The organism is Rhodococcus sp. RCBS9, from assembly GCF_029457415.1.
In the GTDB taxonomy this organism is placed as follows: Bacteria; Actinomycetota; Actinomycetes; order Mycobacteriales; family Mycobacteriaceae; genus Rhodococcus_F; species Rhodococcus_F qingshengii.
Window position 1 is genome coordinate 2,047,524 of record NZ_CP120422.1, and the last position, 13,497, is coordinate 2,061,020.

The 13,497-nt window shown below is 62.5% G+C and carries 9 protein-coding genes; 1 reads left to right on the forward strand and 8 read right to left on the reverse strand.

The window, feature by feature from the left end; all coding sequences use genetic code 11:
* Positions 1 to 41 precede the first annotated feature (41 nt).
* Genes P0M12_RS09825 through P0M12_RS09845 form a run of 5 tightly spaced genes read right to left on the reverse strand, consistent with a single transcriptional unit; the run spans position 42 to position 7,303 of the window.
* On the reverse strand, positions 42 to 1,205 hold the full coding sequence (locus tag P0M12_RS09825) for a VWA domain-containing protein (protein ID WP_277377632.1): 1,164 nt from the start codon (positions 1,203 to 1,205) through the stop codon (positions 42 to 44).
* Complete coding sequence (locus P0M12_RS09830) at positions 1,202 to 3,388, reverse strand: DUF5682 family protein (protein ID WP_277377633.1); 2,187 nt, start codon at positions 3,386 to 3,388, stop codon at positions 1,202 to 1,204. Before P0M12_RS09830 ends, P0M12_RS09825 begins: the two co-directional genes overlap by 4 nt.
* Positions 3,385 to 4,455: an AAA family ATPase gene (locus tag P0M12_RS09835; protein ID WP_030536085.1), complete on the reverse strand. Its 1,071-nt coding sequence runs from the start codon at positions 4,453 to 4,455 to the stop codon at positions 3,385 to 3,387. The genes P0M12_RS09830 and P0M12_RS09835 overlap by 4 nt, the downstream gene beginning before the upstream one ends.
* Positions 4,456 to 4,514: 59 nt before the next feature.
* Positions 4,515 to 5,999, reverse strand: a complete 1,485-nt coding sequence (locus tag P0M12_RS09840; RefSeq protein ID WP_277377634.1) for a DUF5691 domain-containing protein — start codon at positions 5,997 to 5,999, stop codon at positions 4,515 to 4,517.
* A complete protein-coding gene (locus P0M12_RS09845) occupies positions 5,996 to 7,303 on the reverse strand; it encodes an SWIM zinc finger family protein (RefSeq protein WP_277377635.1) in 1,308 nt (435 codons plus the stop codon). The genes P0M12_RS09840 and P0M12_RS09845 overlap by 4 nt, the downstream gene beginning before the upstream one ends.
* Before the next feature lie 116 nt (positions 7,304 to 7,419).
* Between P0M12_RS09845 and P0M12_RS09850 the strand changes: the two genes are divergently transcribed.
* Positions 7,420 to 8,730: an HNH endonuclease signature motif containing protein gene (locus tag P0M12_RS09850; RefSeq protein WP_075834695.1), complete on the forward strand. Its 1,311-nt coding sequence runs from the start codon at positions 7,420 to 7,422 to the stop codon at positions 8,728 to 8,730.
* 107 nt (positions 8,731 to 8,837) lie between these two features.
* Here P0M12_RS09850 and P0M12_RS09855 read toward each other — a convergent pair whose 3' ends face one another.
* Genes P0M12_RS09855 through P0M12_RS09865 form a run of 3 tightly spaced genes read right to left on the reverse strand, consistent with a single transcriptional unit; the run spans position 8,838 to position 13,440 of the window.
* The gene (locus P0M12_RS09855) at positions 8,838 to 10,127 is read right to left on the reverse strand and encodes a helix-turn-helix domain-containing protein (protein WP_042921507.1); all 1,290 of its coding nucleotides are present in this window, start codon (positions 10,125 to 10,127) and stop codon (positions 8,838 to 8,840) included.
* Positions 10,128 to 10,162: 35 nt separating this feature from the next.
* A complete protein-coding gene (locus P0M12_RS09860; RefSeq protein WP_277377636.1) occupies positions 10,163 to 11,596 on the reverse strand; it encodes an NAD(P)/FAD-dependent oxidoreductase in 1,434 nt (477 codons plus the stop codon).
* Complete coding sequence (locus P0M12_RS09865) at positions 11,593 to 13,440, reverse strand: DUF3556 domain-containing protein (protein ID WP_064075024.1); 1,848 nt, start codon at positions 13,438 to 13,440, stop codon at positions 11,593 to 11,595. The genes P0M12_RS09860 and P0M12_RS09865 overlap by 4 nt, the downstream gene beginning before the upstream one ends.
* Between the last annotated feature and the right edge of the window lie 57 nt (positions 13,441 to 13,497).

Consider the following 13,497-nt stretch of genomic DNA (forward strand, 5'->3'; position numbering starts at 1 on the left):
GTGCGGGTGTACCCGGTGTTCAGGTTCTCGAAGCAGACCGGTCAGTGCTGTTCGAGGCTGAGCTGATCCGCCCAAGCCGACACGTCCCCGCGTTCCAGAGCCACCGCCAGCAGTTCCGGAAACTTGTCCGGCGTGCACGCAAACGCGGGAATCCCGAGGGCACTCAGCGACGCTGCATTGTCGTGATCGAACGACGGTGCCCCGTCGTCCGAGAGTGCCAGTAGAACCACGACTTGAACGCCGGAGTTCTTCATGGCGGCCATCCGGCGCAACATCTCGTTGCGAATACCGCCCTCGTAGAGGTCCGAGATCAGAACGAACATCGACTCGGCAGGACGCGAGATCAGCGACTGGCTGTACGCGATAGCGCGGGTGATGTCCGTGCCCCCACCAAGTTGGGTCCCGAAAAGGACGTCGACTGGATCGGACAGTTTGTCCGTCAGGTCGACGACGGCAGTGTCGAAAACCACGAGCGAAGTCTTCAGCGCCTGTATCGACCCCAACACCGCGCCGAACACGGATGCGTAGACGACGCTGGACGCCATCGAACCCGATTGGTCGATCGCCAGGACTACGTCGCGCTGCACGGATTTCGACTTGCGGCCGTATCCGACGAGCCGCTCGGGGACGACGGTTCGATACTCCGGAAGGTAGTGCGACAGATTTGCTCGGATGGTTCGGTCCCAGTCGATGTCACGCAACTTCGGATTCGACGTTCTGGCCGAACGATTGAGAGCCCCGGTCACCGCGGCCTTCGTTTTCTGCGCGATTCGCTCTTCGACTTCCCGAACCACCTTGCCGACGACCATTCGAGCAGTGGCCTTGCTTGCCTCCGGCATGACCTGGTTGAGGCTCAGCAGCGTCCCGACCAGATGCACATCGGGCTCGACGGCATCGAGCAGTTCCGGTTCGAGCAGCAACTGCGCCAAACCCAGTCGGTCGATCGCGTCCTTCTGCATCACCTGCACCACCGTGCTGGGAAAGTACGTCCGGATATCGCCGAGCCATCTGGCGACGGACGGAGCCGACGCCCCCAATCCGGCTGAGCGGCGTCGCCCCTTGGTCGGGCCGGACGAATCGTAGAGTGCGGCAAGAGCTGCATCCATTCGACGCTCGCCCGGTTGGCCCAGCCCACCCGTCGATTCTTCGGCGGATTCCCCGAGCATCAGTCTCCAGCGTCGAAGGCGCTGATCGTCGTCGCTCATGCGCCCACCCCCAAGATGTCCGCAACGACCGCCATTGCCGCTCTGCCGCGTCGAGCATCGGTCTCCACTGTCGTTTCGACGCGTCGTCCACCTCTGACCGCCTGACCGATCGCTCGACGCTCCCCCGCCTCGAACGCTCCGAACGTACGTCGAAGCAGTGGAAGCGTGTCGATGAAGTCCTGCTCACGAAGTTGGCGAACCCACGTGTCGATCAGCGTGAGCAACGCTCGATCGTGAACGAGCACAAGCCCTCCTCCACCGAGAAACCCGTCGACCCACCCGGCTTTGGCGGTCGGCGTGCTTCCCACGGACAGGGCCCGAGACAAGCGCTGGGCTGCAGCGGTTTCCGTGATCGAACCGCTGTCGCGCAGTAGCCGCACCAACCGTCCGACGAGTAATCCGTTGACGTCGTCACGGTCGATCACGCCGGCCATGGCCTGCAGCCACCGTGCGCTCGCATCGCGATCGTCACGAACCATGACTGCCGAGTGAACCTTGTCGAGGTGTTCGCGAAACTCCTCGGCACTGGGATCGTCCAGGCCCGTGACGGCGACTGCGAGGCCGGTGCAAATGCGGATCAACAGGCTGTCGGCGACGTCGACCAATGCCGACACGTCGGTTCCGCGCACATCGCCGTACCGCAGCGTTCGCGTCAGCGTGGGCAGCGCCGCCATCAGGTGCGACACGTCATGATCCAGTGCCGCAACCGTTTTCACACTTTCCAGCACAGCGGACAACGCTGCCGGCAGGTTCGCCAGGAGCGAGTTCTCCAGTAGTCCGATCAGTGACGCGAGAGAAATGTCCGGCTCGTTGATCTTCGAGACGACACATGATGTTGCCGCTGCAACCACCGTCGTGCCCCACAGCGACGCCTCGATCACCGAGACCGAGAATTCGGGCTTCCATTGCAGCGCCCAAGTCTCCCGGAACGTTCCGGTGGAACGGACCTCACTGTCGGCCGGGGTTCCCCAATCGATCTCGAGGATCCCCAGTCGGTGCAGGAACTGGGAACGCTCGACGTCGATGTCGCGTCGCAGGTCCAGATCGAGAGTCTTTGCTCCCGCTTGTTGTCTGAGCCGCAAGGTCTTCGAGCGTGCGCGCAGGTCTGCTTCGAGTGGGACTGTCGGCGTTTCCTCGGGCACCGCGCCCAGCGCTTCGCCCACAACCAATCTTCGCGTGATCAGATCCAGAAGAACGTCGTTCCCGTCGCACATCACCGACCTCGTTGCCTCGGTGACCTCCGACAATCCCGCCAAGGGTCGAGAACGCAGTGCCGCCAACGTATCTGCCAACCGGACAGCTTCGATGACGTGAGCACTCGAGATCGGAAGGTCCTCGTCCCTGAGCACCCGCGCAACTTTGGTGAGCCACCGCGTGATCGTCTTGTCGTTCGCGGTGAACAGGTGGTGATACCAGCCCGGCGAGGTGATTCCGGCGCCGTAACCCGATGCCGACGCCAGGCGTGAATGTGTCCAGGGAACCCAGGTCAGCGAGGTCTTGACCTTGGACATTCCTTTGAGGATGCGAGCATCGGGTGCCGCCGGCCCCAAGGCTCCGACCAACGCCGGCGCGTGCCAGGCTCCGCAGACGACCGCTACCCGCTCAGCGCCATCTTTCAACGTCTTTCGCAGCACCTGACGCATGTACGCTTCGCGATGCGCTGTCTCCTCGTCGATCGGCACTGTCTCACGCAGCGCCTCCATCGCCTCGGTGATCGCATCGAAAGAATCTGCGCCCGAGCTCGATTCGATCACCGAATCCCACCAGCGCTCGGTGTCGTCGAAACCCGCGGCCGCGGCCAGTTCCGACAGAGGATCGCCCTCGCGGACAGTACGAATCCCCTGACCCGCCAACACGTTGAAGGCGGGCAGATCGCAGAACCGTGCCTGCACACCGTTCTTCGCAGCCCACTGCAGCGCTTGCCATTCGGGTGAGAACACCGCAAACGGCCAGAAGGCCGCCTTCGACGGTTCGCCAGTGGCGTACGCGAGCAACGCAATCGGTGGTTCCATCGATTCCGACGCCGCCAGCATCACCAACGGGTCTGCGTCCGAAGGCCCTTCGATCAGGACGACGTCAGGCGAGAACTCTTCCAGACCCTGCCGAACCGAACGAGCAGATCCCGGGCCGTGGTGACGGATACCGAAGACCCGGACACGCAGGTCCGGAATCACGATGGTCACCCGGTGACCTCGCGGCACGCCCGGTAGAAGTCGGACCACTCGCCGCGTTCACGCACTACTGCCTCGAGGTACTCGTTCCACACCACCTTGTCTGCGACCGGATCCTTGATCACCGAACCCAGGATTCCGGCAGCGACGTCGGATGCCCGCAGTACGCCGTCCCCGAAATGCGCAGACAACGCCAAACCGTTGGTGACCACCGAGATCGCCTCCGCCGTCGACAGAGTTCCGGACGGGGACTTCAACTTGGTGCGGCCGTCGGTGGTCGCGCCTGATCGCAGTTCCCGGAACACGGTGACGACCCGGCGAATTTCCTCGGCTGCAGCGGGGGTTGTCGGCAATTCCAGTGCTGCGCCCAGCTGTTCGACTCGACGTGCCACGATGGCCACCTCGTCTTCCTCGCTGGCCGGCAAAGGGAGGACTACGGTATTGAACCGTCGACGCAGTGCGGACGACAGATCGTTGACACCGCGATCGCGATCGTTGGCGGTAGCGATCAGATTGAAGCCCTTGGCTGCCTGCACCTCGATGCCCAGTTCCGGCACCGGCAACGTCTTCTCGGAGAGAATGGTGATGAGAGCGTCCTGCACGTCGGCCGGGATACGCGTCAACTCTTCGACGCGGGCGATCTTCCCGGTTTCCATCGCCGTCATCACGGGAGAAGGCACCAGCGCACCGGCGGTCGGCCCCTCGGAGAGAAGACGTGCGTAGTTCCAGCCGTAGCGGATAGCTTCCTCGGGCGTACCCGACGTGCCCTGGACCAGGAGCGTCGACGCACCCGAGATTGCGGCCGAAAGGTGTTCGGAGACCCAGGTCTTGGCCGTACCGGGAACCCCCAACAGCAGTAGCGCCCGGTCGGTGGCAAGAGTTGCGACGGCCACTTCCATCAACCGCCGTGGACCGACGTACTTCGGTGAAATGACGGTTCCGTCGTCGAGAGTGCCACCCAACAGATACGTCACGACGGCCCAGGGCGACAAGTTCCACGACGGTGGACGCGGACGAGCATCCTGCGCGGCCAGTGCTTCGAGTTCGAGCGCGTACTCCTGCTCTGCGTGGGGCCGCATCAGCTTTGCCGGTTGCGCGAGCTTTTCCGGTTCCGTGGTGGGCACGGTTACGCTGTCAGTCACTTGAGCTCCTCGAGCAGAGTCTTGCGGTGGGTGATGGCACTGGCAGTTCTGGCGAAGGTTTGCCGCCAGTCGGGGTCACGAGCACGCTCCGCCGCACGCTCCAGCAAAGTTACTGCGCTGTAAGGAAATCGAGTCTCGGCCAGGCGCAGCGATGCGACGTACTTGTAGCGTGAGAATTCGCCGGCCTTGGCGCCTCCGTCGGCACGTCTGGCCGCAACTCGTTCCCACTGGGCTACCACTGCCCGGGTGATGTCCTCGGGCCATGGACCTCGCAGAGCGTCGTAGATCGCTGCCCGGCCCGGGTGCAGAACGTTGGCGTCGCCGTTTCCGGACCTCAACAGATCAGCCAGCGCCTTGGCCGGCACCAACGGGAGCACGCGTCGACCGGTGGCGGTGCCGCGCATACGAAAGAGTTCCAGCGCCCATTCCGTATTGTTCTGCGCGACTGCGGCGGTGGACCACGCGTCGTGAAGGATCGGTTCCCAGCTTTCGTCAACGCTCATCCCCAAGACCTTGCCTGGTCCACCGATCATGTTGTTCCACAGAGACAACGGCGCAGAACCGATCGCCTGACGCACATACTCGGCACGATAGTCGGTGTGTGGATTCGGCCGGTCTTCGATGCCGTCTCGCCTCGCCGCTGAATCGACTTCCTCAGGCGGGACGATGACGAGCGTGGACCGAACGAGTTTCCGTTCCACCCGCACCCATTTCCGAACCCGAGCAGCCATTCTCTCCCCGAACTCCGATTCGGGGAGTTGTCCGAGTACTTCCACTGCCGCGCGTCGCACGTCCTTGCGACGGTCGTCGAGGGCTTCCTCCAACAATGGTTGATCATCCGCACTCAGTCCGTTTGCCAGCGCCGCGACGAAGGCAGCCTTCTGTTCGCCCCGCTCGGTGCCCCAGGACATTCGGAGTTCGGCCAGCGCCAGCGCGGGATCTGTTCGACGAGTGTCTATCAGCCACTGTGTGCGCTGCGACGAACTTCCGTGACGCCACACGTCCGGGTTGGCATCCCTGGTTCGGACGAGTTTGCTCCACTCGGGGTTTTGCGCGGCAAGCCATCGACCACGCTCGCCGACAATCTGCAGGATGCTCTCCCGGTGAGCTTCACTTGCACGTGCAAAGGAAAGCAACTCGGCGACCAGATGATCAGGCGCACGGTAATTGTGCTCCAACGCGACTGCGAACCATTCGTCGAGCAAGGTCGCCTTGGCCGCGAGCATCGACAGCAGATGCGCCGATGAGGATTCCGGCAGCGTGAATCGAACATCGTCTGGCGCAGGTGTCGGCACCGCCGCCGTGGTGGAGCCCGCACCGCCACGGCGGTACGCCCTCTCCAACGCTGCTCCTGCGAGAAGCATCTCGGCAGGATCGCCGTCGAGTTCGCGAGCGTAGCCACGCACTTCAGCCGGCAGCTCCTCGAATGTTGTTGCTGTTCTGGCTGTCCCAAGGAGCGCCGCTGAGATCAATGTACTCACAGCACGATCACCTGCCCTCCCGTGAAAACCGAGATCGGAGTAAGAGCCAGCGCGTTCCACGTTCCGCAGACTGTGACCGGGTAACCGCCGGAAATGCCGAGCAACTTCCACAGAAGATCCGAATCACCCTCTGCCCGAAGCGCTGTGCCCGATTCGTCGACGACAAACCATGATCCGTCGACGAACGACGGGACCACCGAACTGATCACTGCCGGCCACGAGCGCAACCATGGATCCGCGGCGAGGGCATCGGTAAACTGCTGCAACGCAGTGTCGATGCTTCCGAACGGCATGGTTGTGAAGGGCTCCGGTTCTCCGTGCGTGACCCCTATCCGCGCCCGCAATGCCGCGGCACCAGGATAGAAATGAACATCGGCGTTGAGCAGAAACCCGACTGGCGGCGTTTCGGTGGCAAAATTGGCCGACCCGTGGGAGAAGTCGAGCAGCATGGCCCACCGCTTCGAATTCCTGCCGAGCATCCACACCGTTCGGGTGAACAGTCGCTTCTCCTCGGTGATCCCGGAACCGAGAATCATCCAGTTCTCTTTCACCGGAATCGATTCCATCACACTCTCGGTTGAGACCGGATAGCCGACGTGTGCTTTCACCGAATCGGCAAGATCTTCCGGCAACTCGGACAGCTTCTGATGCGCAGCAACCAGCAGGTGCAACCGAGCCAACTCGTCGAGGACTTTCTCGGGCCAGTTCTCGGTAGACGCAACGGTGCCCGCCAAGGCTCGAAGTGTGCCTGCGACACCAGGCGCCTGAGCATCCACCATTCGAGCAGCTACTGCGTCGAAGCCCGCCCAGGATGTGTCCATCGCTGCCAGACCACTGCGAATCTGATCGGTGATCCACAGGTCCAATTCGACGAGACCGCTCGCAACGCGGTCGGCGCGCTTCTGCGCTGTCGCCGGGTCGGGAGCCCTCTTGGGAGCCTCGTCGCCGGTCTCAGCCCTTTCGCCGCGGGTCTCGGCCTTCTCCTCGCGGCGCAACAACCACTCTGCCGCGAAGTCGGCGGGCTCGTCCGCCGACGGCACACGCCCTTCCGACCATTCCACCAACAGCCCCAGAGCATGTTTGCACGGAAACTTTCGACTGGGGCACGAGCACTTGTATGCAGGGCCCCGCAGGTCGACCACTGCTTGATACGGCTTCGAGCCGCTGCCCTGACACAGCCCCCAGAGCGCGAGACCCCTGTTGCCGGCATGGCTCCACGAACCAGCCAACTTGCGCGCAGCGGCCAGCGATGCGGCGTCCGGAGCTACCGACGCCACCTGCCCAGCTGTCCACGGCGAAGTCACTCGACCACAGTATGACAACCCGCTGACATCACAGAGTCAGGCCGATTCGTTGGTGAATAACCCCTTGACTCGAACACATATTCGAATATGATTTGGGGAGGGGATCGGGGGATTCAATGAGTGTCTTGTTGTCGGACGTGGTGTCGGGTTCTGCGGTGGGGTTACGCGGACGGTTGTGGCGGTTGACTGCTGCCGAGTTGCGCGCTGCTGCTGTCGAGGCGAGTGCGGAGATTCTGCGCCTGGAAGCCGTGCGGGTGGCCGTGGTGGACGAGTTGTCGTTGCGGCCGGATGATCAGGTGATTGCCAGCCGCGGAGTGGGGTCCTGGTTGGCGGCCAACACGATGCTGCAGGTTCGGGACGGGAAGAAGATCGCCGCGTTGGGTGCTGCTTTGCGGCCGTTTCCGGCGGTGGCGGCTCGGTTCGATGGCGGGGACTGCTCGTTCGATCATGCCGTGTTGATCGTGGCGTTCTGCGAGTCACCGCCGAAAGGCATGCCGGAGGAGGCATTACCGAAGTGCATCGATTTGTTGCTCGCTGCTGCGTCGGGGGTGGAGGCGACGACGACGAAGGTGCGGAACGTGATCGCGACCTTGGAGCGGTTGTTCGAATCGGATGAGATCCCGCCCGCCGAAGATGTCGATCTCAACGAGTTGCGGATCGCGTCGACCTTGAACGGTCGAGTGGTGGTGCGTGGTGATTTCGACGCCCTCACCGGCGAAATGCTGTTGTCGGCGTTGTCGAGTCTGACGATGCCGACCCCAGCACCGGATGGGACGCCGGATGCCCGGTCGGCGGCGAAACGCACCGCGGACGGGTTCACCGAACTGATCCGCCGGTATCTGGACTGCGCGAAAACCGGTACCGATGGTGGTCAGCGTCCGCATGTGAACGTGCACATCAATGCTCGGGATCTGGCGGAGCATCGGGATTGTGCCGCACAGTCTTCGGATTCGGGTGATGACGACTCTCTGGACCTGGCCGATCTTGATGTCGGGCACATGCCCTGGCTCGGACCACTGTCCGTGTCACAGACCAGACTCCTCGGCTGCGACTGCTTCCTCTCCACCGTCCTGCTCGACGATCACGGCGCACCGCTCGATGCGAAACCCGGAAAACGATTGGTCACCCCCGAACAGCGAGTGGCGTTGATCGCCCGAGACAGAGGCTGCGCGTTCCCGGGGTGTTCATGTGTGCCTGCCTGGACGGATGCGCACCATATCCGGCACTGGGCGAACGGCGGCCCGACGGTGATGAACAACCTGGTCCTGCTGTGCCGTTCACATCACCGACTGATGCACCGGAAATCCGGGTTCGTCGGCAAATGGGAAATCCGAATCGGCGCCGACAACAAACCCTGGTTCGTCCCGCCGCCCTCGATCGACCCCGGCCAGCACCCACGGCCCGCGAACACCACCTTCAAAACCTGAGGGGTCAAACCTCTTTGGCGACAACAGAACACGGCCAGGCTCCGCATCGGACATCAAAACCCGATACGGAGCCCACAGGCCGTGGCGCGTCCACAACTTTCCACAACTCACGACGTTCGCGCGGGGCGCAAGACCGATCTGCCCAACAACTCACAAACCTGCAGGGCCAGAGCAAGATCCAACTTGTCTCGGCCGGCAGCAACTGGATCGCCGAGCGCCTTGTTGATGCGATACTTCACCGTATTCCGGTGCAGATTCATGTGATTGGCAGTGTGCAGATGACTTTCACCATGTGCAAAGTACACACTCAACGTCGTCCGCAAGGATGCAGCAGAGGGCGTATCTTCCGCCAACGGGCCAAGCACCTCCCAGACCCATGACTTCGTCGAATCGATGTTCTCGGACAGAAGTGAAACCACAGCGACGCCGCGGTCTCCGAAGCTCACCACAGGTCGCTGCGGTGTATCCGGGACGGCAGCAACCGAATAGGCGGCGGTTGCCTGTTCGTGGGACCGTTTGAAACCGTCGACCCCTGACCCCGGCAGTCCGATTGCCACCCGCGCCCCGCCGTCCAACGGCACTGCCGCCGCGAGAACCTCCGGATCCGGCGCAGGCACCCGGCGACCGAACGGCAGCCACGCCCACACCGTGCGCCGATCGATGGCGGTGATGATCGGCGGCTTGTCCGCTCCCGCCGCTGCGCCGAGATCACGTACGAGTCGGTCCAGCGTATTGATGCCCATGACGTCGGCATCCCACGTCGACCAGACCACCAGGGCGACGTGGTTCTGACCGAGGCGGTACCCGGTCTCCGCTTCGAAAGCAGCGGTATCTGCGTTGGCGCCGGACAGGAGGGCGTGGATTGCGGCCGAATGGAGGTTTCCCTGCGCTGCCATCCATCGACTGCGTTCCCGCTCGTACGCGTCGAAGACGTAGAGCGTGATCCAGTCGATGTAGCTGTAGACCACGTCCGAAGTGTGTTTCAGGACAGCCAAAGTGAGTCGCGCCGGAATATCCAGTGTGCTGATCTCGTCGTGGCAGATCCGCATCAGATCGCCTTGGCCCATGTGATAGGCCCGGACAAGGGAGTTGGACGGGACATCCCGCTGCGCCAGACGCAGAGCGTATTCCACTGCAGCAGTGGTGGGTTGGAGATGATCGATCGGAATGTCGTTGGCCAATACGTGGATGATCGTCGTGATGTTTCCCTGCACGCTGGCCTCGAGCATTTCGAGCAATTTGGCGTCTGCATCCAATTGGTCGATTTCGTGAGCCATCATGAAGGCCATCTCGCGCGCGATATCGGCGCTGCGCTCGTCGAGTCGTCGTGCCAACTCGGCAACCACCGCAAGCACTTCCGGCTCCGCGGCTGCAGGCACTCGGGCGAGGCGCCGCATCGCACCGGCGCCTCGTTCCTTGTGCGATGGACTACTCACAGAACTTCCGCACCCTTTCGTCGCAGGTACTTCAGAGCCGATTCGGCTGCGTTGTACCCGCACATTCCATGTGCTCCGGCACCCGGCGGGGTCGAGGCCGAGCACAGGTAAGTGCCCGCGATCCCCGTGCTGTACGGATCGACTGCGACGCGCGGACGCAAGACAACCTGCAGTTCGGTGTTGGCACCTCCGATGATGTCGCCGCCTACCTGATTCGGATTGTCCTCTGCCAGGTCAGCTGTACCACTGCTCGACGTCGCGACAATCTGCTCCCGGAATCCTGGCGCAAACCTCTCGATCTGACGGATGATCGCCTCCGTAGCGTCGCCGGCGTAACCGTGAGGCACGTGCGCATAGGCATACAGCGGATGAACGTTCCCGGCAGATCGGGTGGGATCAGCCAGGTATTGCTGACCTAGCAGCACGAACGGCCGGTCCGGCATGCGGCCTGAATTCGTCTCACGCTCAGCGGCCACGATTTCGTCGAAACCACCTGCCAGATGGACAGTTCCGGCCCGAACACAGTCCGGATTGGTCCACGGCACATGACCTTCGATCGCAAAATCGACCTTGAATGCTCCAGGAGCCTGCTTGAACTTTCGATAGGCCCTCGCCACTCGGCCAGGGAGTCGATCGCCCAGAATTTCGAGCGCACCCCCCGGATTGACATCCAGCAGAACAACATCGGCGTCCGGAATCTCGGAGGCCGTACGAACCCGAACGCCGGTGTCGATCTTGCCGCCGTGATCGAGGAGCATCGCAGCCATCGCGTCGGTGATCGACCGCGAACCTCCCTCGGCAACCGGCCAACCGTAGCGGTGACCAGCAGCAGTGATCATCAATCCCACCGCCGAGGTGGCCGGACGGTTGAGTGGATAGAAGGCGTGTGCGGCAACCCCGCCGAACAGCGCCTTCCCCTTGTCCGTCTTCCACAGTTTGGCGGTCACCGTTGCCGGAAGCAGCGCTCGCGGACCGAAAGCTGCGAGCCGCAGCGGATGGTGCGGAACATTGACGATCGGGCGCATCAGATCGGACGCCAGCGCATCGAACCCGGTCGACAAGTCACCGAACGTGCGTTGCCATCGAGGCCCGTCAGCGCCGAGTCCCGCAGCCGTCTGCTCCAGCGAGCGGTACAGAACCCCGGCGTCCCCGTTGTCGAGCGGATGCGCGCAGTCCACGTCTGCCCATCTCCAGATCAGCCCGTATCGCTCGAGGTCCAGCTTGGACAGGTACGGCGAGCCGATACCCATCGGGTGAAACGCCGAGCAGTGATCATGGATCAACCCCGGCACGTCGATCGGACCGGAGCGGGTGCCTCCGCCGATCTGGTCGGCAGCCTCGAGCACCTGCACGTCCACACCGCTACGTGCGAGGTGTACCGCGGCAGCGAGCCCATTGGGCCCGCTGCCGACGACTACGGCCTTTGTCACTTACTCACCTCTTGCTCGCTACCGCTGACCCTCGTACGCATCTTCGGTTCGGAGACAACCTGCGGATCCGTTGCCGCGCGGTCGGCCCGTACGTCCAGTGTCCACTGAACGTCGAACGGAATGGGCCCGTTCGGCAACCACGGCTGTTCGGCGACTGCGTCGGCGACCTTGAAAGTACCTCGTTCGATGACACCGAGAGCGGCATCGATCACCTGGTACTCCTGCGTTCCCTTGTGGATGGGCTGCGATTCGATCCAGGTCACCAGGAACTCACCGGGTGCGAAATTGCAGCGACGCTGAATGGCTGCGATCAACTTCGCGTCGTGCAGGTGCCCGTCACCGAAGTTGAAGGCGACGATGGAGTTGCACATGAACTCTGCTTCCCGCAGTGAGTACGTGTTGATGTCGTCGCCGAGGTGCCTGATCATCAGAGAGAACAGCGCACGCCCCTGGCTGTGCATGGAACGCCAGCCCAACAGCTGATGCAGAACGACATCGGACACATCTTCGGGGTACATCGTCATCAACTGATTGCGCGTATCCGGCGACGGACGCTTGATGAACTGGTCGATCTTGGCTTCAGCGCCCGGCGCGAATGCCCACGTCGCGGATGCCCAGTTGCCGGCGTACTGACGCATCGACGGCAGGAAGGACACCAGATCCGGTCGAAGGTTTCCGAGAATGGGGAAGAAGGCAAGGGCTGCAACAATTCCCGCGGTAATCCACGGTGAGGACATGGCGCCGAGTCCGTAGCCGTCCCATGCCGGGAATCCCAGGAACAGAAAGACCGAGGCGTAGGCGAACAGAAGATTCCATTCGAGTGGGACGGCAAGCGGGAAGGTCGACGCGATGAACAGATGGAATCCGACCATGAGGATCACGGCGAGGATCGTGAGGGTTTTGTTCGTCGAGAACAGCAGTATCAACGGGGTGACGATTTCGACCATCGTTCCGGCCACGTGTGCGACGCCGCCGCCCAGGTGTGAAGGCCGCAGATCCTCCGGGAAATTCCGGTAGTGGGCGCGCTTGATCTTCTTCGACGGGATCCACGGGGTATTGCTGAGCATCGGAGGAACCACCAGCGAGAAATGGCGACCGAACTTCGAGACACCGGCACCGATCCACACCATGACGATCAGCAGTTTGAGCGCCAGGATCATGTCGACGAACGGCAGGAATGTGAAGAAGAAGATCGCCGGCAGGTACTGCTCACTACGGGCAGCGATGAAGGGCACCTTGTCCCGCAACCCGAGAATCACCATGAGTACCAGGAAGGAGTACAAGACCGTCGGGCGCACCAGTCCGGCATTGTCAGCGATTGCCGAATCGATTCCTGTGGTGTGAACACCGGGGAGAACAGCGGCAACAAGGAGATTGGCGACTGCGGCGGCATAGATGAAGACGTCGAACACCGTGCGGGTGTCACCCGAGGTGAGCGGCACTTTGCCCGGCCACGGTGGCAGACGAATCGTGCCGGGGCGGAGCCAGTAGAGAACTCCACCGGTCATCGGCTTGAAGTGGCCGGCGAGCGGTCCCCAGGATCCTGCCAAGCCCAGCATCTCGAGCATCATCGTCCAGATGATGAGTTTCTGGTAGACGATCGGCTGGTTCCACCACGATCCGATGTCGAACCACGAGAGGCCGGAAGTCAAAGTGGCAACGGCTGTTCCAGCTGCCAGGTAGAGGAACAACAGTTTCATGATGTAGACGGTGTGGACCATCTTCGGCGTACCGAAGCCGTAATCCACCCAGTGCGTGGACATGTCACGCAGACGCTCGAGAAACGGCTTGTCCATGAACGTTGCCGGATCGACGGGAGGGAAGTTTCCTTCTTTGAATCCCATGATGTGCTCCTGAAATACGGAATGTGGGCATGACGGATCGACTCGACGGACGTCGTC